We start from the raw sequence: 19,945 nt of genomic DNA, 5'->3' as shown, positions 1-19,945 counted from the left end.
CGGGAGCGGCCGGTGGCGGTCCGCGGTCGAGCGCTTGCGGCCGCGGCCTCAGGCGCGTGAGGCCCCGGTCACCACCCGGCCGCGGGGCGCGTCCTCGACCCGCTGGGACAGCCGGTGCGGCAGCTTCCCGTACCAGGCGTACGAGAGGAGGAAGCCGAAGGCCAGGCACAGGATGCCGCCCACCGCGTCCAGCCAGAAGTGGTTGGCGGTCGAGACGATGACGAGCAGGGTCGCCACCGGGTAGAGCAGACCGAGGATTCGCGCCCAGGGCGCCTTGGCGAGCGCGAAGACCGTCAGACCGCACCACAGCGACCAGCCGATGTGCATGGACGGCATCGCCGCGTACTGGTTGGACATGTTCTTCAGGTCGCCCGAGGCCATCGAGCCCCAGGTCTGGTGGACCAGCACGGTGTCGATGAAGCCGCCGCCGTTCATCAGCCGGGGCGGTGCCAGCGGGTAGAAGTAGTAGCCCACCAGGGCCACGCCGGTGGTGGCGAAGAGGATCAGCCGGGAGGCGGCGTAGCGGCCGGGGTGGCTGCGGAAGAGCCACACCAGGACGCCGATCGTCACCACGAAGTGGAGCGTGGCGTAGTAGTAGTTCATGCCGGTGATCAGCCATGTCACCGAGTTGACGCCGTGGTTGACGGACCGCTCCACCGCGATGCCCAGGTGCTGCTCGACCGACCAGATCCAGTCGGCGTTGTCGAGCGCCTGCGACTTCTGTTCCGGGACGGCGTTGCGGATCAGTGAGTACGTCCAGTAACTCACCGCGATCAGCAGGATTTCGAACCAGAGTCGGGGGCGGCGCGGGGTGCGCAGCCGCTGGAGCCAGGTGGCGGGTGGTGCCGGGACCGGCGGCGTCGGCGCTTCGGTGTCGTGTTCCCCGGAGACGGGTGTGGGCGCAGCCGACGCGGCGGCCGACGGGGTGTCCGCCGTACCTTCCAGAGTCTTCACGGTCATTTCACCCATAGCGAGAGAGTCTGCCAGATGCACCCCCGCCCCGCAGATCGTCCTCCGGTCGGGTTCGGTCCGGATTCCTACTCCCAGTGGAGGACTCCTCACGGAGGAGAGGCCGACTCTTCCCCCGATTTTATGCCGAAGCGGGCATCGCTCCCAGTGGAGGGTTACTTGGGTGCGGGTCCAGAAGCGGTTGAACCGCGAACCACCAGCTCGGGCATGAAGACGAACTCGCTGTGCGGCGCGGGGGTGCCGCCGATCTCCTCCAGGAGCGCGCGCACGGCCGCCTGACCCATCGCCGTCACCGGCTTGCGGATCGTGGTCAGCGGTGGGTCGGTGAACGCTATGAGCGGGGAGTCGTCGAAGCCGACCACCGAGATGTCCCTGGGCACGTCGAGCCCGGCCTGGCGGGCCGCCCGGATCGCGCCGAGCGCCATCATGTCGCTGGCGCACACCACGGCCGTGCACCCCGCCGCGATCAGCGCGGTGGTCGCGGCCTGGCCGCCCTCCAGCGTGTACAGAGAGTGCTGGACCAGCGCCTCGGCCTCACCGGGAGTGAGCCCCAGCGCGTCCTGCATCGCGGCCGTGAAGCCCTCGATCTTGCGCAGCACGGGAACGAACCGCTTGGGGCCCACCGCGAGCCCGATACGGGTGTGGCCGAGCGCCGCGAGGTGGGTGACCGCGAGCCGCATCGCGGCCCGGTCGTCGGGGGAGATGAAGGGCGCCTGCACCTTCGGCGAGAAACCGTCCACCAGCACGTACGGCACGCCCTGGGCGCGCAGCTGCTCGTAGCGGTCCATGTCGGCCGTGGTGTCGGCGTGCAGCCCGGAGACGAAGATGATGCCCGAGACGCCCCGGTCCACCAGCATCTCGGTGAGCTCGTCCTCGGTGGAGCCGCCGGGCGTCTGGGTGGCGAGCACCGGGGTGTACCCCTGGCGGGTCAGGGACTGGCCGATGACCTGGGCGAGCGCCGGGAAGATCGGGTTCTCCAGCTCCGGCGTTATCAGACCGACGAGCCCCGCGCTGCGCCTGCGCAGCCGCACCGGCCGCTCGTAGCCGAGGACGTCGAGGGCGGCAAGCACGGACTCACGGGTGCCCGCGGCCACACCGGGCTTGCCGTTGAGCACGCGGCTGACTGTGGCTTCGCTGACCCCCGCCTGGGCTGCGATGTCGGCAAGCCGTGCGGTCACGGGATTGGACTGTACCGGTCGCACGTCAGATTGCCCACCAGACCGCTGATTCGGCGGGGATCGTGACGTTACCGCCGGTGAACTCCAGCGCCGAGGTCGCCAGCAGGGGCCGCCCGGGGACCGCGAGTTGGGCCGCGGCCGCGCCCGTGTTGACCGTGCACACGAACCCCGGCCGGGCGAACGCCAGCACGCCCTCGGGGGCCGGGAGCCACTCCATCTCCCCGTCGCCGAGCCCCGGCAGCTCGCGGCGCAGGGCCAGTGCCGAGCGGTAGAGCTCCAGGGTCGAGCGCGGGTCGCCGGACTGCGCCTCGACGGACAACCCGCGCCAGGAGTCGGGCTGCGGCAGCCAGCTGCCACCGCTGCCGAAGCCGTACGAGGGCCCCTCCTCGGTCCAGGGGATCGGCACCCGGCAGCCGTCGCGGAAGCCGTCCTGGCCCTCGGCGCGGAAGAACGACGGGTCCTGGCGCACCTCGTCGGGCAGGTCGCTCACCTCGGGCAGGCCCAGCTCCTCGCCCTGGTAGAGATAGGCGGAGCCGGGCAGCGCCAGCATCAGCAGGGCCGCGGCCCGGGCCCGGCGCAGGCCCTGGGTGCCGCCGCCGTAGCGGGTCGGGTGGCGCACCACGTCGTGGTTGGAGAGCACCCAGGTGGTGGGGGCGCCGACCGAGCGGGTCGCGGCGAGCGAGGCGTCGACGACCGCGCGCATCTCGGCCGCGTCCCACGGGCAGTTCAGGAACTGGAAGTTGAAGGCCTGGTGCAGCTCGTCGGGCCGTACGTACAGGGCGAGCCGCTCGGGCGAGGGCGCCCAGGCCTCGGCGACCGCGATGCGCTCGCCGTCGTAGGAGTCGAGCAGTCGGCGCCAGGAGCGGTGGATCTCGTGGACGCCGTCCTGGTCGAAGAAGGGCAGCTCCTGGGCGCCGATCAGCTTGGCCTGCTCACGGGCGCCGATGTCGGGCAGCCCGGCCGCCTTGACCATGCCGTGCGCCACGTCGATCCGGAAGCCGTCGACGCCGAGGTCGAGCCAGAAGCGCAGCACCGACTCGAACTCGGCCCGCACCTCGGGGTGTTCCCAGTTGAGGTCGGGCTGCTCGGGGGCGAACAGGTGCAGATACCACTCGCCGTCCTCGGTACGGGTCCAGGCGGGCCCGCCGAAGACCGACTCCCAGTCGTTGGGGGGCGCGGCGCCGCCCTGGGCGGGCACGGCGGCGCGGCCGCCCGGGTGGAAGTGGTAGCGGTCCCGCTCGGGGCCGCCGGCCAGCGCCGCGCGGAACCAGCTGTGCTGATCGGAGGTGTGGTTGGGGACGATGTCGACGATCACCCGCAGACCGAGCCGATGGGCCTCGCGGACCAGGTCGTCGGCGTCCTGGAGGTCCCCGAAGAGCGGGTCGACGGCCCGGTAGTCGGCCACGTCGTAGCCGCCGTCGGCCTGCGGGGAGGCGTAGAAGGGGGTGAGCCAGACGGCGTCCGCGCCGAGGGCCGCCAGGTGCGGCAGCCGGGCCCGGATGCCGGGCAGGTCACCGATGCCGTCGCCGTCGCCGTCCGCGAAGGAGCGGACGTACACCTGGTAGATCACGGCGTCGCGCCACCAGCCCGTGCCGCTCCCGGGGGCCCGGTCCGCGCGGCCCGCGACGGCCGTGGTCGTGGTCAGCTCCTGTGTCATGAACGGGTCCCTCTCCGGTGGCCTGCACGGTCTCCTGCGCCTACGGGATCAACGCCGCTGCATCCCGAAGGTAACAGTCCTGCAAGGTCTTGCGGAAGCCTTGCAAGGGCGGCGGCGAGCGGCCCGGGCGTGCCCATGGGGTACGGAAGGGCCTTCTGGCAAGGCGCGCATCGGCAACCGTGTGGACACGCGGATGTAACGATCGACCGGCCTTGCAGAAATTCTTCGCAAGGTCTTTCGGTCTTCTTTCATCCTTGTTACGTTCCTGGCGATCCGGCGCCGTGATGGCGCGGCACCCGTTGAAGGAGTTCACATGCGACGTGGCATAGCGGCCACCGCGCTGGTCGCGACCCTGGCGCTCGCGGCGACGGCTTGCGGCGACAGTGACAGCAGTGACAGCGGTGACAAGAAGAGCTCGGGCGAGCTCTCCGGCACCGTCACATGGTGGGACACCTCGAACGACACCGAGAAGGCCACGTTCAAGAAGATCGCCGAGGACTTCCACGCGCAGCACCCCAAGGTCACCGTCAAGTACGTCAACGTGCCGTACGGCGACGCCCAGAACAAGATCAAGAACGCCTTCAGCAGCGGCTCCGACGCGCCGGACGTCATCCGCGCCGACGTCGGCTGGGTCGCCGACTTCGCCTCGCTGGGCTACCTGGACAAGGTGCCGGACGCCAAGGCCAAGGAAGTGGACTCCGCCTTCCTCAAGCAGGCGGCGGCCAGCGGCAAGTACGACGGCCAGACGTACGCCGTCCCGCAGGTGATCGACACCCTCGGCCTCTTCTACAACAAGAAGATGCTCAAGGACGCGGGCGTCGAGCCGCCGAAGACCCTCGAAGAGGTGAAGACGGCCGCCGCCGCCATCAAGTCCAAGACCGGCAAGACCGGCCTGTATCTGCGCGGCGACGACTCGTACTGGTTCCTGCCGTTCATCTACGGCGAGGGTGGCGACCTCGTCGACGCCAAGAACAAGAAGGTCACCGTCGACTCCCCGGCCGGGGTCAAGGCCTTCAAGGCCGCCCGTGACCTGGTCACCTCCGGCGCCGCGATCACCAACGCCACCGACGGGTGGAACAACATGGAGACCGCCTTCAAGTCGGGCAAGGTCGCCATGATGGTCAACGGCCCCTGGGCGGTGGCCGACGCCTACGCCGGCGACGAGTTCAAGGACAAGGCCAACCTCGGCATCGCCCCGGTCCCGGCCGGCTCCGCCGCCCAGGGCGCCCCGCAGGGCGGGCACGACCTCGCGGTCTACGCGGGCTCCAAGAACCGCGACGCCTCGCACGCCTTCGTCGACTATCTGACCTCGCAGAACGTCCAGGTGCAGACCACCAAGGCGCTCAGCCTGCTGCCGACCAGGACCGCCGCGTACGACCAGCCGGACGTCAAGTCCAACGAGATGGTCCAGTTCTTCAAGCCGGCCGTCGACAAGGCCGTCGAGCGCGCCTGGATCCCGGAGAACGGCGCCCTCTTCGAGCCGCTGAAGCTCCAGTTCACCAAGGCCGTGACCGGCGCCTCCTCGCCCGAGGACGCGGCCAAGGCCTCCGCCACCGCCTTCCACAAGATCCTCAAGGACTGGAAGTAGCGGACGGGCAGCGGGAGACGGGTACTGACTGACATGACTGTCCACACCGGCCAGTCGACGGCGAAGGCCGCGGGCGAGGACGCCCGCGGCCGGGACCGCGCGAGTGGCGAGCGCCCCGGCCGGCTCCGGCGGGCGCTCTCGACGCACTGGTACGCCTGGACGATGGTCGCCCCCGTGGTGATCGTCCTCGGCGTGATCATCGGATGGCCGCTCGGCCGCGGCATCTACCTGTCGCTGACCGACGCCAACGAGCGCAACGTCGGCCGCACGATCGGCGCCAACCACATCGACGCCACGTACGAGTTCGTCGGCCTCGACAACTACGTGGACGCGCTGAGCGATCCCGTCTTCGTGCAGCGGCTGGTGTGGACCGTGGTGTGGACGGTGTGCTGTGTCTCCACCACGTTCGTACTGGGCCTGGTGCTCGCGAACATGCTCAACCGGCAGTTCCGGGGCCGCGCCGCGTACCGCATGATGCTGATCCTGCCGTGGGCGGTGCCCGGCTTCGTCTCGGTGTTCGCCTGGCGCTTCCTCTTCAACCGCGACAACGGGCTGCTCAACAAGGTCCTGGACGGCGGTGGCATCTCGGCGGTGCCGTGGCTGGACGACCCGACCTGGGCCAAGTTCTCGGTCATCGCGGTCAACGTCTGGCTGGGCGTCCCCTTCATGATGGTGGCGCTCCTCGGCGGCCTCCAGTCGATCCCCGGCGAGCTGTACGAGGCCGCAGAGATGGACGGGGCGGGCCCCTGGAAGCGGTTCCTCTACATCACGGTCCCGGGCCTGCGAGCCGTCTCCTCGACGGTGATCCTGCTCTCCACCATCTGGACGTTCAACATGTTCCCGGTGATCTTCCTGCTGACGCGGGGCGGTCCCGGTGACTCCACCGAGATCCTGGTGACGCAGGCGTTCCGGCAGGCCTTCGTGGAGAGCCCGCGGGACTTCGCCGGGTCGGCGACCTGGGGCGTGCTGATCCTGGCGGTGCTGATGATCTTCGCGTTCGTGTACCGGCGGTCGCTTCGCAAGCAGGGAGAGGTGTGGTGACGATGTCGTCGCAACGCGGTAAGCGGTCGCCGCTGGCTTCGGTCGGGCTGCACGCCACGCTGATCGGGGCGTCGGTCATCGCCGTCTTCCCCGTCCTGTGGGTGCTGCTGACCTCGCTGAAGCCGGCGAAGTACGCGATCACCACGGACTTCTTCAAGGACACCACGCTCGACAACTACCGCTACCTGGTGGACAAGACGAGCTTCTTCACCTGGTTCGGGAACTCGGCGCTGATCGCCGGGGTGACCACGCTGCTCGGCGTGTTCATCTCCGCGACCACGGGCTATGCGGTGAGCCGCTTCAAGTTCCCCGGCATGCGTCCGCTGATGTGGACGCTGCTGATCACCCAGATGTTCCCCATGGCGATCCTGATCGTCCCGCTCTACAACCTGATGGGCCAGCTGGGGCTGCTGAACCAGCCGGTGGGCCTGATCATCACGTATCTGACGATCGCGGTCCCGTTCTGCGCCTGGATGATGAAGGGCTTCTTCGACGGGATCCCGGTGGAGATCGACGAGTCGGGGCGGGTGGACGGGCTGAACCCGTTCGGCACGTTCTGGCGCCTGATCCTGCCGCTCGCCAAGCCGGGCCTCGCGGTGACGGCCTTCTACTCCTTCATCACGGCGTGGGGCGAGGTCGCGTACTCGTCGGCGTTCATGGTCGGCGACGAGAACCTGACGCTGGCGGGTGGGCTCCAGACGTTCGTGACCCAGTACACGGCGAACTGGGGTCCGATGACGGCGGCGTCCGTGCTGATCGCGGTGCCGGCGGCGGCGTTCTTCCTGTTCGCGCAGAAGCACTTGGTTGCGGGGATGACGGCGGGGGCGACCAAGGGGTGACGTGTTTACCGCCCGGCCCTCGTCTGCGGCTGCGTGACCGGTTGCCCGCGCAGTTCCCCGCGCCCCTGAAAACCCTCGTTCGTCTGCGGACCGTGGCCGCTTCTCGCGCAGTTCCCCGCGCCCCTAAAAGCCTGCGGCTGAGCTGAGTTCTCCGGCTGCGGGCAACCCCCTAGGGGCGCGGGGAACTGCGCGGCCAGCCACGCACGGTCCGCAGACGAACCAAAGGGCCTGGGGCGTAGCCCCGGTGCACGCCCGGCCGCAGGCCAAACCACCACACCGACCCAGGGACAAAATGACCCCGCACCTCACCGCCCCCGCCACCGCCCCCCACGGGAACACCCGTACCGGCTGGTGGCAGGACGCCGTGATCTACCAGGTCTATCCGCGCAGCTTCGCCGACGGCAACGGCGACGGGATGGGCGACCTGGACGGCGTACGCCACAAGCTCCCGTACCTCCGCGACCTCGGCGTCGACGCCGTCTGGCTCTCCCCCTTCTACGCCTCCCCGCAGGCCGACGCCGGCTACGACGTCGCCGACTACCGCGCCATCGACCCGATGTTCGGCACCCTGCACGACGCCGACGCCCTGATCCGGGAGGCCCACGAGCTCGGGCTGCGGATCATCGTCGACCTCGTCCCCAACCACTCCTCCGACCAGCACGAGTGGTTCAAGCGGGCGCTGAAGGAGGGGCCGGGATCGGCGCTGCGCGGGCGGTACCACTTCCGCGCCGGACGCGGCGAGCACGGCGAACTGCCGCCCAACGACTGGGAGTCCATCTTCGGCGGGCCCGCCTGGACCCGTACCGAGGACGGCGAGTGGTATCTGCACCTGTTCGCCCCGGAGCAGCCCGACTTCAACTGGGAGCACCCCGCCGTCGCCGACGAGTTCCGCTCGATCCTGCGGTTCTGGCTGGACATGGGCGTCGACGGGTTCCGCGTGGACGTGGCCCACGGACTGGTCAAGGCCGCCGGGCTGCCCGACATCGGCGGCAGCGACCAGCTCAAGCTGCTGGGCAACGATGTCATGCCGTTCTTCGACCAGGACGGCGTCCACGAGATCTACCGCTCCTGGCGGCTGATCCTCGACGAGTACCCCGGCGAGCGCATAGCCGTCGCCGAGGCGTGGACGCCCACCGTCGAGCGCACGGCCCACTACGTACGCCCCGACGAGCTCCACCAGGCCTTCAACTTCCAGTACCTGGGCGCCCCGTGGGACGCCGCCGCCCTGCGCGAGGTCATCGACGTCTCGCTCGCCGCGATGCGCCCGGTCGGCGCCCCCGCCACCTGGGTGCTCTCCAACCACGACGTCACCCGGCACGCCACCCGCTTCGCCAACCCGCCGGGCCTGGGCACCCAGCTGCGCACCCCGGGCGACCGCGAGCTCGGGCTGCGCCGGGCGCGGGCGGCGACCCTGCTGATGCTGGCGCTGCCGGGCTCCGCGTACCTCTACCAGGGCGAGGAGCTGGGCCTGCCGGACGTCACCGACCTGCCCGACGAGGTGCGCCAGGACCCGTCGTTCTTCCGCGCCGAGGGCCAGGACGGCTTCCGCGACGGCTGCCGGGTGCCGATCCCCTGGACCGAGGACGGGCCCTCGTACGGCTTCGGCAGCGGTGGCAGCTGGCTGCCGCAGCCCGAGGGGTGGGGCGCGCTCTCCGTCGCCGCCCAGAGTGGCGACCCGGACTCCACCCTGGAGCTCTACCGCGCCGCCCTCGCCGCCCGCCGCGAGCACCCCGGCCTCGGCTCGGGCGACGCGGTGCGCTGGCTGGACACCCCCGAGGGCGTCCTCGCCTTCGCCCGCGAGGGGTTCGTCTGCACGGTCAACCTCACGGGCGCGCCGGTACGGCTGCCCGCGCCCGCCGCCGGAAAGGTGATCGTCTCCAGCGGCAGCGGCGAAGTGGCCGTGGCCGGCGAGGAGTTCACGCTCGGCGCCGACACCACCGTGTGGTGGGCGGTGTGACCGACGCCGGGCCGCGCCTCGCCGACATCGCCGTCCAGGCGGCCGTCAGCGAGGCCACCGTCAGCCGGGTGCTCAACGGGCGTCCGGGCGTCGCCGACGCCACCCGGCAGCGGGTGCTCGCGGCGCTGGACGTCCTCGGCTGGGAGCGGCCCGCCCAGCTGTCCCGGCGCAGCGCCGGACTCGTCGGCCTGGTCACCCCGGAGCTCACCAACCCCATCTTCCCCGCCTTCGCCCAGGCCGTGGAGCAGGTGCTGGCCGGGCACGGCTACACCCCGGTGCTCTGCACCCAGCTGCCCGGCGGGGTGACCGAGGACGAGCTGGTCGAGCAGTTGGAGGAGCGCGGGGTCAACGGCATCGTGTTCCTGTCGGGCCTGCACGCCGACACCGCCGCCGACCCCGCCCGCTATCTGGCGCTCACCGAGCGCGGGGTGCCGTTCGTGCTGGTCAACGGGTACAACGAGCGCATTCGCGCGCCCTTCGTCTCGCCCGACGACCACACCGCGATGGCGATGGCGGTGGGCCATCTCGCCGACCTCGGCCACACCCGGATCGGCCTGGCGGCCGGACCGCTCAGATATGTGCCCTCGCGGCGCAAGGCCGAGGGGTTCACGGCCGCGCTGGGGGAGCGGTTCGGGCTGCGCGCCGAGGAGGCCGCCGCGTACATCGGCCACACCCTCTTCAGCGTCGAGGGCGGCCAGGTGGCGGCGGGCGCGCTGCTCGACCAGGGCTGTACGGGCGTGGTGTGCGCCAGCGACATGATGGCGCTCGGGGCCGTGCGCGCCGCGCGCGAGCGCGGCCTCGCGGTGCCCGGCCAGGTGTCGGTGGTGGGCTTCGACGACTCGCGGCTGATCCCGTTCACCGACCCGCCGCTGACCACCGTCCGCCAGCCCGTGCGGGCGATGGCGGCGGCCGCGGTGGGCGCCCTGCTGGAGGAGATCCGGGGGAACCCGGTGCAGCGGACGGAGTTCGTGTTCCAGCCGGAGCTGGTGGTACGGGGATCCACCGCACGCGTACGAGAGTGACCGGGCGGGGTTCGTTCGTGTAGCGCGTACCTTCATGAGTGACAGCGACCTGATCGATACTGGCCGCATCCTGACCGTTTTCGGTTGAACCGTGCGAGGGGGCGGGGCCGGGGCACTCTCTGGTCCAAACTGTGCCCGTGTTGGGGAATCTTCCAGCGGAGACCACGAGCTTCGTGGGCCGGTCGGCGGAACTGGCCACCCTGGACGGCCTGTTGCGCGGCCACCGGCTCGTCACGGTCACCGGCCCGGGCGGTGTGGGCAAGTCCCGGCTCGCCCTGCGCGGCGCACGCGAGCGCCACGCCTACTGTCCCGACGGGGTGTGGTGGGTCGAGCTGTCCCCGCTGTGCGACCCCGAACTGCTCGCCGCCACCGTCGCCGACCACCTCGGCGTCACCGACCAGAGCACCCGCACCGCCGCCGAGGCACTGTGCGGCTGGCTCGGCGACAAACGGCTGCTGCTGGTCCTGGACACCTGCGAGCATCTGGTCTCCGCCTGCGGCCACCTCATCGGGGAGCTGCTCCAGACCTCGCCGGGCCTGACCGTCCTGGCCACCAGCCGGCAGTCCCTGGGCCGCCCGGAGGAACGTGTCTTCTCGCTCGGCCCGCTGCCGCCCGGGGGCGCCGCGCTCACCCTCTTCAAACAGCGCGCCGTCGACGCCGTCCCGCACCTGTCGCTGAAGTCCTTCGACACCCCGGCCCGCGCCGAGGCCGCCGCCGCCATCTGCCGCAGACTCGACGGCATCCCGCTCGCCATCGAACTCGCGGGAGCGCGGCTGCGGCTGTGGAGCGTGGAACAGCTCGCCGAGCGGCTGGACTCGCGCTTCGAGGTGCTCACCGACCACCGGGCCGCCCGGCTGCCGCGCCACCAGACCATGCGTACCACCATCGGCTGGAGCCACGAGCTCTGCGCCCCGCTGGAGCGGCTGCTGTGGGCCCGGCTCTCGGTGTTCGCCGGCGGCTTCGACCTGGCGGCCGCCCAGGACGTCGCCGCGGGCGGCCCGCTCGCCCCCGAGGCCGTCGGCCCGGCGCTCGCGGGCCTGACCGCCAAGTCCGTGCTGCGGGCCAGGACGCACTGCGGCCGGGCCGGGTACCGGATGCTCGACACCATCCGCGAGTACGGCCGCCAGTGGCTCGGCGAGCTCGGCGAGGAGGCGGCCGTGGCCCGGCGCCACGCCGAGCGCTGCCGCCGCCTCGCCCGCGCCGCCGAGGCCGACTGGATGGGCCCGGACCAGGTCGAGTGGTACGAGCGGCTCGCCGCCGAACAGGGCGATCTGCGCACCGCGCTGGAACACCTGCTCGCCCACGACCTCGACGCCGCCCTCGACATGGCCTCCGCGCTCTGGTTCTTCTGGGCCTGCTGCGGGCGGCTGCGCGAGGGCCGCGGCCATCTGGAGCGCGCCCTCGCCCGCACCCCCGAGCCCGGCCCCCGCCGCGACCGCGCCGAGTGGGCGCTCGGCATCACCGCCCTCCTCCAGGGCGACTTGGAGACCGCGCTGCGCCAGGGGCGGCGGTGCGTGGCCCGCGCCAAGGACCCCGAGGCGCGGCTGCGCGCCGCCTATCTGCTCGGCGCCGCCATCCTGATGCCCGGCGACGCCGAGGGCGCCCTCGACGTGTGCACCCCGGCCATCGACGCCGCGGAGGACGACTTCACGGCGGGCCTGGCCCTGTGCGCCCTGGTCCGTGTCTACGCCCTCGCCAACCTCGGCCGCCATCGCGAGGCCGCCGCCGAGGCCACCTGGCTGCGCGACCAGTGCGCGAGCCGCGGGGAGCGCTGGATGCGGGCGTACGCCGACTACACGCTCGGCGTCACCGCGCTGGCGCTGGGACGCCCCACCGAGGCCGTCGAGCACGTCCGGGCGATGCTGCTCGGCAAGCAGCTGCTCCACGACAGCTTCGGCATCGCCATCGGCCTCGACCTGCTCGCCTGCGCGCTCGCCGCCCGGGGCGACGGCGAGGAGGGCGCCCTGGTCCTCGGCATCGCCCAGGAGTACTGGCGTACCGTCGGCAAGGCCCAGATGGGCGCCCCCCGGCTCACCGCCGTGCGCGAGGAGTGCGAGCGCCGGGCCAGGGCCTCGGTGGGCGACCAGGCGTACGACAGCGCCTTCCACCGGGGGGCGCGCGCCGGGCTCGACCAGGGGCTCAGCTACGCCCTCAAGGGTGATTTCGCACAGGGGAGTTGACCTGGGGTCCCCGGCGGCGGCCCGCGCGCTACCGTGTGGAGGTACCCGCCACCCATTCCGTAACCGAAGCCCTGACCGGGCCGACGGCCCCACGGGGGATACGCCGTGACACCGTCCCACGACACCACCGTGCTGGTCGTCGACGACATCGACGCCAACCGCTACGCCATGGGCGCGGTCCTGCGGCGCGCAGGCCACCGGGTGGTGCCGCTGGCCACCGCGGCCGCGGCGCTGGTCGAGCTGGACAGCCGGGTCCGCGACGGCGCCCTGCCCGACGCGGCCCTGGTGGACGTGGGCCTGCCCGACATGGACGGCTTCGAGCTGTGCCGCCGCATCAAGGCGCACCCGGAGATCGCCCCCATGCCCGTGGTGCACTTCTCGGCCGCCGCCACCACCCCGCGCGACCGCACCCGGGGCCTGGACGCGGGCGCCGAGGCCTATCTCGCCGTCCCCGTCGAGCCCGAGGAGATCCAGGCCGTCGTCCGGGCCGCCCTGCGCGGTGCCCGCTTCCGCCACGACGCCGACGCCCGCGCGGGCCGCCTCGCGCGCCTGGCCACCGCCACCACCGCGCTGTACGGGGCGGGCTGCCCCCAGGAGCTTGCCGAGACGGCCGCCGCCGCGGCCACCGCCCTGATCCGCTGCCGGGCCGCCGCCTACGTCTTCGGCGCCGACGGCACGCTGTACGCGGGCGGCCCCCCGCGCCACGAGCCCGCCGGCACCACCGCCGCGGTCGCCCCGCTGCTCCAGCGGGCCATGGCGGGCTGCACCGGCGTACGGTCGCGGATCGCGCCCGCCCCGCTGTGGCCCTCCGGGGTGCTGCCGACCGGCGACGATGACGGCGACGCCCGGCTGATGCTGGCCCGCAGCCGCGCCGACCAGCCGCCGGTCTGCCTGGTCACCCCCGTCCGGGCCGCCCAGGGCCAGGACGCCCACGCCCTGCTCGTCCATCTCGCCGAGGCCACCGCGCTGGCCGCCGAGTCGCTGCGCAGCGCCGCCGAGGAGCGGCACATCGCGCTCACCCTCCAGCGCAGCTTCCTGCCCCAGCACCCGCCCCGGCTGCCCGGCGCCGACGTCGCCGTACGCTATGTGCCCGCCTCCACCCGCGCCGAGATCGGCGGCGACTTCTACGCCGCGCTGCCCACCCCGGACGGCCTCCTCGTCGGGGTCGGCGACGTCGTCGGCCACTCGCTCGACGCGGCCACCGTCATGGTCGAACTGCGCCACGCGTTACGGGCGTACGCGACCGACGAGCGCGACCCGGCCGTCCTGGTGCGCCGCCTGGACCGGATGCTCCAGCTCTACCACCCCGAGGCCACCGCCACCCTGTGCCTGGCCCTCATCGACCCGCTGCTGGGCCGCGCCAGGATCGCCAACGCGGGCCATCTGCCGCCGCTGGTGATCCCCCGCCGGGGTGAGCCCGCCTACCTCGGCGTACACGGCCCGCTGCTCGGACTGGGCCTCGACCACCCGGACCCCTTCAGCCACCGGCTCGCCTCCGGCGACGTGCTGCTGATGGTCACCGACGGGCTCATCGAGACCCGCGGCACCGACCTCGCGCTCTCCATGGAGCGGCTGCGCCAGATCGCCTCGGTGAGCGCCGCGCGCGGCACGGGCGCGCTGTGCGACGCGCTGCTCGGCGCGTTCGGCAGCCGCGAGGACGACGTGGCGCTGCTGGCCCTGCGGCTGACGGGGCTGGTCTGAGGCAGGCCCGGCTCAGCCGAGCTTCTTCTCCATCAGCACGACCGCGTAGTTGCTGCCGCCCCCGCCCTCCTTGAACGGCTGCTCCCCGGCCACCGTGTACCCGGCGCTCTCGTAGTAGGCGCGCAGCCCGGGGCTGGAGGCCTTGAAGTCCAGCCGGGACAGCGGGCGCCCGGCGGCCGCGATGCGCTGCTCGGCGTGGGCGAGGAGGGCACGGCCGGTGCCGGCGGGGGCCGTTGCCCGGTCGGTCATCAGCCGGTGTACGTAGCCCGCCTCGGGGGGTCGCGTGCCCCAGGCGGGCTCGTCTTCCCACCACAGCTCGTACGCTCCGGCCACGCCGCCGTCCGCCGTGAGCGCGAGCCAGACCTCACCCTCGGCGATGCGGCGGCGGAAGTGGGGTACGTCCTTCTCGCCGGGCTGCCACTGGTCGATGCCGGTGGATCGCATCCAGCGGGCGGCGTCGTCGTAGAGGCCCACGAGGGTGGGGATGTCGCCCTCGCGGGCGGGGCGGAAGTCCAGGGGCGGCGGGGGTGTGGTCATGGTGATCAAGGTACGGGTGCGCGGGCCCGGCCTTTGTCTGCGGGTGAGTGGTGGGTTGCTCGCGCAGTTCCCCGCGCCCCTAGGGGGTCGGCCGCAGCCGGAGAACTGAGCTCAGCCACAGGCTTTTAGGGGCGCGGGGAACTGCGCGAGAAGCGGCCACGGCTCGCAGACGAAGGGGGGTTAGGGGCGCGGGGAACTGCGCGGGAGGCGGCCACCGGGTCGCAGACAAAGTCCGGGTTCAAGAGGGGGCGCGGGGAACTGCGCGGGAGGAGGCCACCGGGCCGCAGACAAAGGCCGGGCACAAACAGGGGCGGGGGTCTAGCCCGCCAGGGCCGTGAGGCGGGCCAGGAGGTCACCGAACGGCCCCTCCTCCGGCTCGTCCGCGACGATCCGCAACACCACCTCCGCCATCTCCGCGTCATAGGCCGCGCTCACCGCCGCCAGGGCAGCGAAGTCATGGACCAGTTGCAGCTCCAGCTCGGCGCGCGGGATACGGCGGCCGTCCAGCCAGATCAGGGCCGTCGACTCGGCCAGCGAGACCCAGGAGCGCACCACCAACTCCAGCCGCGCGGGCGGGTCCTGGACCCCGAGGTGGGCGAGGATCTGGAGGTAGGCCGCGTGCCGTACCTCGTCGATCATCGCGTTGGCGGTGGTCGAGCCGCCCGCCGAGGCCGCGGGCCCGCCCCGCATCAGCGCGGCGAAACCCGGCCCGTGGCCCTCGACGAAGTCGAAGAACCGGCCCATCACCCGCAGCAGCCGGGCCCCGAGCGGCCCCTCGTGCGGCTCCACGAAGCGGCCCGCCAGCTCGTCCGCGGCCATCCGCAGCGCCGCCTCGTACAGGCTCTGCTTGCCCGGGAAGTAGTGGTAGACGAGCGGCCGGGATATCCCGGCCGCCGCCGCTATCTCGTCGATGGAGACGTCGTCGGGGGGCCGGTGGCTGAACAGCTCCAGCGCGACCCCGATCAGCTGCCGCCTGCGCTCCTCGACGCCCATCCTGCGCCGCACCCCGGTCGTCATGCGAACAGGGTACCTACAGGTCGAGCACGAGTTTGTGGCCGAGGCAGCGCGAGACGCAGATCAGCATCGAGTCCTGGCGCTCGGCGTCCGTGAGCAGCTCGTCCTGGTGGTCGACCGCCCCTTCCAGGACCCGCTGTTGGCACGTTCCGCAGAAGCCCTGCTCGCACGAGTACGGGAGGTCCGGCAGCTCGTCGCGGACCGTGGCGAGCACCGAGCGGCCCGCCGGGACCGTGAGCGTGCGGCCGGTGCGGCGCAGTTCGACCTCGAAGGTGCCGAGCTGCGCGGTGCTCGCGCCGGGCGTGAACCGCTCCAGGTGCAGGGTGCGCCCTTCGGGCAGGGCCGCCGCCACCGCGTCCATCAGCGGCTCGGGCCCGCAGCAGTACACCGCCGCGCCCTCGCCCGTACCGGCCAGGAAGGCCGCCGCGTCCGGCCGTCCCGCCTCGTCCTCGGGCACCACGGTGACCCGCGAGCCCCCCGCTCCCAGCTTCTCGATCTCGTCCAGGAACGGCATGGTGGCCCGCGAGCGCCCGCCGTACAGCAGCCGCCACTCGGCGCCCGCCGCCTCCAGGGCCCGCAGCATGGGCAGTACGGGGGTGATGCCGATGCCGCCGACGACGAACGCGTACGACGGGGCCTCGGCCAGCGGGAAGCGGTTGCGCGGCCCGCGCACGACCAGTTCGGCGCCCTCCCGCAGCTGCTCGTGCACCTCGCGCGAGCCGCCGCGCCCGTCCTCGATCAGCCGGGTGGCGACGGTGTACGTGGCGCGGTCGGCCGGGTCGCCGCAGAGCGAGTACTGACGGATCAGGCCGGACGGCAGCACCAGGTCGAGATGGGCGCCGGGCCGCCACTCGGGCAGCGGGGTGCCGGCGGGCGATTCGAGCCGGAGCAGGGCCACCCCCTCGGCGGGGACGGCCCGTTCGGCGACGGTGAGCCGCAGCGAGGGCACCCGCCGTCCGCCCTGCCCCGAGATCGGCGTCTCCAGCGCGGGCATCGGCCACAGCGGGGAGGCGGCGATACGGCGGCGCACCGCGCGCCGCACCAGCAGCGCGGCCCCGGCGGCCAGCACCACGGACCTCGTACGGGGCATGTCAGCGGCCTCCGTTGGCGCCGGGCGAGCTCGCCAGATAGGCCACGGCCTGCGCGGTCGAGCCCTCCTGCGAGGGGTGGTAGGCACGGCTGAGGTAACGCGGGATCGAGCGTGCCATCGCCCCGGCGGTGGGCAGGGTGCCCTGGCGCCCGGAGCGCAGGAAGTCCCGGAAGGTGGCCCTGCCGTCGAGGAGCGAGGGGTCGTTCTCCATGAAGAAGCGGGCGCCGCGCTGCCAGAGGAAGACCAGCGCGGTGAACGCGGTCGCCCAGGTCCGCACCCGCCGCCGGTAGCCGCCGTCGACGTGCATGAACAGATCGAAGGCGACCGAGCGGTGCTCGACCTCCTCGGCGCCGTGCCAGCGCAGCAGGTCCAGCATCACCGCGTCCGCGCCGCGCGCGTCCAGGGTGTCGGCGTTGAGGATCCAGTCGCCCAGGAAGGCCGTGTAGTGCTCGATCGCCGCGATCGTGGCGACCCGCTCCATCAGCCACCACTCGCGCGCCCGCCCCGGCGGCAGCGTCCGGTCGCCGAGCAGCTTCTCGAAGAGCCAGTCGACCTGCGCGGTGTACGGGGTGGGGTCCAGGCCGAGCGCCTTGAGGTGGGGGAGCACGTCGTCGTGGGCCGCCGAGTGCGTCGCCTCCTGCCCGATGAACCCGATGACGTCCTCGCGCAGCCGCTCGTCGCGGATGTACGGCAGCACCTGCTTGTACACATGCACGAACCAGCGCTCGCCCGCCGGGAGCAGCAGGTGCAGCACATTGATCGTGTGCCCGGTGAACGGGTCGCCGGGTATCCAGTGGAGCGGCGTCTTCTCCCACTCGAACGAGACGTTCCGGGCCTTGAGCTCTATGTGCTCCGAGACCACCGGAGCGGGCTGCGGCGTATTAGACATGGCGTCAATGTACTGACGGGTAAGCGTCTGGCAACAGGGTTGTGCGAGGAGTTGTTCGTACGGATCCGGTCACCCGGGCCGATCGGGCTCAGCGCAGGGCGGCCACCTGGGTGCCGTCCGCGAGGCGGCCGCCCAGCTGGGCCCGGGCCCCCTCCTGGGTGCGCACGGCCAGCAGATGGCCGCGCTCGGAGGCCTCCACCCCGCCGGAGACGGCCACCCTGGCCAGGTCCTCGCTGCCGGCCGCCAGCACGTACCAGTGCCCGCCCCGGGACTTCCACAGGACCCCCGCGAGCACGCGCGGCTCGTGGGTGCCGCAGGCCGCGCTGTCGTCGGCGCGCGCGGCCACCGCGCCCGTCGTGGCCTTCTGGGCGCCCGGCGCCTGGAACTGGGCGAGCACCCGGCTGCCGGTGCCGGACCAGGTGTCGGCCCGGGTGCACAACCAGGCGGCCGTGCCGCCCGCCTCGGGCAGCTGCTGCCTGGCGTACTGCCAGGCGTTGACCGTCCGCACGCCGTGCGAGCGGACCGTGGGCAGCAGACACGCCGTACGGGCCCAGGCCTCGCGGGCGGGTGCGGCGGTGACGTCCCTGGGCGCGTCCGGCGGGCCCCAGGTGAGCCGGGCGGGCGCCAGCTCGCCGAGGTCGGTCAGCAGCCGCGCGGCGGTGTCGTCGCGCAGCTGGAGCACGTCCCAGGAGGTGCAGTCGCGGGCCTGCGCGGGCGAGACCAGCGGGGCGGTCACGCCGTCCCGGTCGCGGGTCAGCGGGCGGGGCGCGGCGGCCGGGTCCAGCAGGTCCCGCACGGCCGCCTCACGCGTCCAGGGGGCGGTCAGATAGCGGACGTTGCCGTCGATGCGGCCGACCACCAGCGCCCCGGCGGAGGCCGCGTCGGCGCCGTCCACGCGTGCGAAGTCGAGCGCCGCGCCGGAGGTGCCGCTCAGCGGCTCCGCGTACCGGGCGACCCGCAGGCCGTCGTAGAACAGCACCACCGAGGCGCGGTCGACCTTGCCCGCGTACAGCAGTTGGGGCGCGCCCATCGGGGGGCCCGACGGCGTCCCCGGCGTGGCCGACACCTGCACCGAGCGGCCCGGCCGCGCCCAGACGGCGAGCGCGCGCCGCAGCAGCGCGCTGTCGCCGGTGAGGGAGCCCCGGGCGGGCCAGACGGAGAAGTCCGTACGGGCCGAGGTACGCCACACGGCGGCGTCCACCCGGACGATCCGCGCCGGGTCGAGCGCGGCCTCGGCGGCGGGGTTGCGGGCGTACGGCGGCGCGGCCGCGCCGTCCGGACCCCAGCCCTCGCCCGGCAGACCGAGCAGGGTGCCGCAGACCGCGAGGGCCGCGGCGGCCACCAGCGCGGCGCGCAGATGCTGGCGGCGCCGCATCAGGTCGGTGGGCCGGGCCTGGAGGGAGCAGGGGTCGAACTCGGCGGCCTCCAGGAGCGCGGCGGCGGCGCCGGGGTCCCCGGCCTCCTCGACGGCGGCGGCGGAGTCCTCGACCCCGACGGCGTCGAGCTCCCTGCGCGCCTCGGCGTCGGTCAGCCGGTCCAGGCCGCGCAGCACGAAGGCGGCTCTCGCCGGGCCGCTGAGCGCGGAGAGCCGCTGGTCCAGGGCGAGTTCATCGGCCCCGCCGGAGCGGGGGAACAGGCGCAGTCCCCACACCTGCGGCAGCACCGGCGGCAGCTGCGCCCGCCTGGGCCAGGCGCGGCGCCGCAGCGGCAGCCCGGCCTCCAGCGCCTGGCGCACCACCTGCCGCCGTACGAACCCGTACCCCGGGTCCCCGCGCCGGGGCGCCGGGATCGTCGCCTGCGCGCCCCCGCGCCCCCGGGGCAGCGACCGCTGCACCAGCGCGTGCGCGGTCAGCACCCGCCGGTTGCGCCCGAGCGAGGGCGGCAGCACGAGGTAGGCGAGCCGGGTGAGCCGGGGGTAGTGCTCCACGAGAGCGGCTTCGGCCTGCTCGATGCCGATGGGGGTGGGGCGGGTGAGGATCTCCTGGGACGGGGCCACGTTCAGCAAAACGAGCGAATGATGCGATGGTCACCGCGCTCTGTTGGCCCGGCCTTCGTCTGCGGGTGAGTGGCCGGTTGCCCGCGCAGTTCCCCGCGCCCCTGGAAACCCTCGTTCGTCCGCGGACCGTGGCCGCTTCTCGCGCAGTTCCCCGCGCCCCTGAAGCGCCCCTGCGGGACGCCCAGGGGGATTGCCGCGCAGCGGCATCCATAGGGGCGCGGGGAACTGCGCGAGAAGCGGCCACTCACCCGCAGACAAAAGCGGGGTGCAGGGGGCGCAGCCCCCGC

At 73.0% G+C, this 19,945-nt stretch carries 15 protein-coding genes; 7 read left to right on the top strand and 8 right to left on the bottom strand.

What is annotated here, in order from left to right:
• Positions 1–48 precede the first annotated feature (48 nt).
• The 3 genes from ABD236_RS22285 to ABD236_RS22275 form a co-directional block, all read right to left on the bottom strand.
• Positions 49–969, bottom strand: coding sequence for a phosphatase PAP2 family protein (locus tag ABD236_RS22285; protein ID WP_344075936.1), 921 nt, complete (start codon positions 967–969; stop codon positions 49–51).
• Positions 970–1,124: 155 nt separating this feature from the next.
• Positions 1,125–2,147, bottom strand: a complete 1,023-nt coding sequence (locus tag ABD236_RS22280) for a LacI family DNA-binding transcriptional regulator (RefSeq protein WP_344075934.1) — start codon at positions 2,145–2,147, stop codon at positions 1,125–1,127.
• A 25-nt stretch (positions 2,148–2,172) separates the two neighbouring features.
• A complete protein-coding gene (locus ABD236_RS22275; protein ID WP_344075931.1) occupies positions 2,173–3,804 on the bottom strand; it encodes a glycoside hydrolase family 13 protein in 1,632 nt (543 codons plus the stop codon).
• A 313-nt stretch (positions 3,805–4,117) separates the two neighbouring features.
• Here ABD236_RS22275 and ABD236_RS22270 point away from each other — a divergent pair, with 313 nt between their 5' ends.
• The 7 genes from ABD236_RS22270 to ABD236_RS22240 all read left to right on the top strand — a co-directional run bounded on the left by ABD236_RS22270 (position 4,118) and on the right by ABD236_RS22240 (position 14,132).
• Positions 4,118–5,392, top strand: a complete 1,275-nt coding sequence (locus ABD236_RS22270; RefSeq protein ID WP_344075929.1) for an extracellular solute-binding protein — start codon at positions 4,118–4,120, stop codon at positions 5,390–5,392.
• A gap of 33 nt (positions 5,393–5,425) precedes the next feature.
• Complete coding sequence (locus tag ABD236_RS22265) at positions 5,426–6,433, top strand: carbohydrate ABC transporter permease (RefSeq protein WP_344075927.1); 1,008 nt, start codon at positions 5,426–5,428, stop codon at positions 6,431–6,433.
• Positions 6,434–6,435: 2 nt separating this feature from the next.
• Positions 6,436–7,272 (top strand): sugar ABC transporter permease, encoded by an 837-nt coding sequence (locus ABD236_RS22260; protein WP_344075925.1) that lies wholly within the window; start codon positions 6,436–6,438, stop codon positions 7,270–7,272.
• A gap of 292 nt (positions 7,273–7,564) precedes the next feature.
• Positions 7,565–9,229, top strand: coding sequence for a glycoside hydrolase family 13 protein (locus ABD236_RS22255; protein ID WP_344075923.1), 1,665 nt, complete (start codon positions 7,565–7,567; stop codon positions 9,227–9,229).
• A complete protein-coding gene (locus ABD236_RS22250) occupies positions 9,214–10,251 on the top strand; it encodes a LacI family DNA-binding transcriptional regulator (RefSeq protein ID WP_425543926.1) in 1,038 nt (345 codons plus the stop codon). The genes ABD236_RS22255 and ABD236_RS22250 overlap by 16 nt, the downstream gene beginning before the upstream one ends.
• A gap of 137 nt (positions 10,252–10,388) precedes the next feature.
• Positions 10,389–12,431: an ATP-binding protein gene (locus ABD236_RS22245; protein WP_344075917.1), complete on the top strand. Its 2,043-nt coding sequence runs from the start codon at positions 10,389–10,391 to the stop codon at positions 12,429–12,431.
• Positions 12,432–12,536: 105 nt separating this feature from the next.
• A complete protein-coding gene (locus tag ABD236_RS22240; protein ID WP_344075915.1) occupies positions 12,537–14,132 on the top strand; it encodes a SpoIIE family protein phosphatase in 1,596 nt (531 codons plus the stop codon).
• A gap of 12 nt (positions 14,133–14,144) precedes the next feature.
• On the opposite strand, the gene ABD236_RS22235 is transcribed toward ABD236_RS22240, so the two are convergent.
• From ABD236_RS22235 to ABD236_RS22215, 5 genes are all read right to left on the bottom strand, one after another.
• Positions 14,145–14,669 (bottom strand): GNAT family N-acetyltransferase, encoded by a 525-nt coding sequence (locus tag ABD236_RS22235; protein WP_344075913.1) that lies wholly within the window; start codon positions 14,667–14,669, stop codon positions 14,145–14,147.
• Between the two features lie 318 nt (positions 14,670–14,987).
• The gene (locus ABD236_RS22230; protein ID WP_344075911.1) at positions 14,988–15,686 is read right to left on the bottom strand and encodes a TetR/AcrR family transcriptional regulator; all 699 of its coding nucleotides are present in this window, start codon (positions 15,684–15,686) and stop codon (positions 14,988–14,990) included.
• Positions 15,687–15,699: 13 nt separating this feature from the next.
• Entirely contained in the window at positions 15,700–16,773 is a 1,074-nt protein-coding gene (locus tag ABD236_RS22225; RefSeq protein WP_344075909.1) for a PDR/VanB family oxidoreductase, read from the bottom strand.
• Between the two features lies 1 nt (position 16,774).
• Positions 16,775–17,662 carry a metal-dependent hydrolase gene (locus ABD236_RS22220; RefSeq protein WP_344075907.1) on the bottom strand — a complete coding sequence of 296 codons (888 nt, stop codon included), beginning with the start codon at positions 17,660–17,662 and terminating at the stop codon, positions 16,775–16,777.
• Positions 17,663–17,750: 88 nt separating this feature from the next.
• Positions 17,751–19,667, bottom strand: a complete 1,917-nt coding sequence (locus ABD236_RS22215) for a hypothetical protein (RefSeq protein ID WP_344075905.1) — start codon at positions 19,665–19,667, stop codon at positions 17,751–17,753.
• Positions 19,668–19,945: the final 278 nt, after the last annotated feature.

The sequence above is a fragment of the Streptomyces crystallinus genome (genome assembly GCF_039521265.1).
GTDB lineage: Bacteria > Actinomycetota > Actinomycetes > Streptomycetales > Streptomycetaceae > Streptomyces > Streptomyces crystallinus.
This window is presented reverse-complemented; position numbering and strand designations above follow the sequence as displayed.

Excerpts from the sequence above, each read along its gene's own strand:
- ABD236_RS22285 (WP_344075936.1), bottom strand. The coding sequence starts at position 969 with ATGGGTGAAATGACCGTGAAGACTCTGGAAGGTACGGCGGACACCCCG.
- ABD236_RS22275 (WP_344075931.1), bottom strand. The coding sequence starts at position 3,804 with ATGACACAGGAGCTGACCACGACCACGGCCGTCGCGGGCCGCGCGGAC.
- ABD236_RS22270 (WP_344075929.1), top strand. The coding sequence starts at position 4,118 with ATGCGACGTGGCATAGCGGCCACCGCGCTGGTCGCGACCCTGGCGCTC.
- ABD236_RS22265 (WP_344075927.1), top strand. The coding sequence starts at position 5,426 with ATGACTGTCCACACCGGCCAGTCGACGGCGAAGGCCGCGGGCGAGGAC.
- ABD236_RS22260 (WP_344075925.1), top strand. The coding sequence starts at position 6,436 with ATGTCGTCGCAACGCGGTAAGCGGTCGCCGCTGGCTTCGGTCGGGCTG.
- ABD236_RS22255 (WP_344075923.1), top strand. The coding sequence starts at position 7,565 with ATGACCCCGCACCTCACCGCCCCCGCCACCGCCCCCCACGGGAACACC.
- ABD236_RS22235 (WP_344075913.1), bottom strand. The coding sequence starts at position 14,669 with ATGACCACACCCCCGCCGCCCCTGGACTTCCGCCCCGCCCGCGAGGGC.
- ABD236_RS22230 (WP_344075911.1), bottom strand. The coding sequence starts at position 15,686 with ATGACGACCGGGGTGCGGCGCAGGATGGGCGTCGAGGAGCGCAGGCGG.
- ABD236_RS22225 (WP_344075909.1), bottom strand. The coding sequence starts at position 16,773 with ATGCCCCGTACGAGGTCCGTGGTGCTGGCCGCCGGGGCCGCGCTGCTG.
- ABD236_RS22220 (WP_344075907.1), bottom strand. The coding sequence starts at position 17,662 with ATGTCTAATACGCCGCAGCCCGCTCCGGTGGTCTCGGAGCACATAGAG.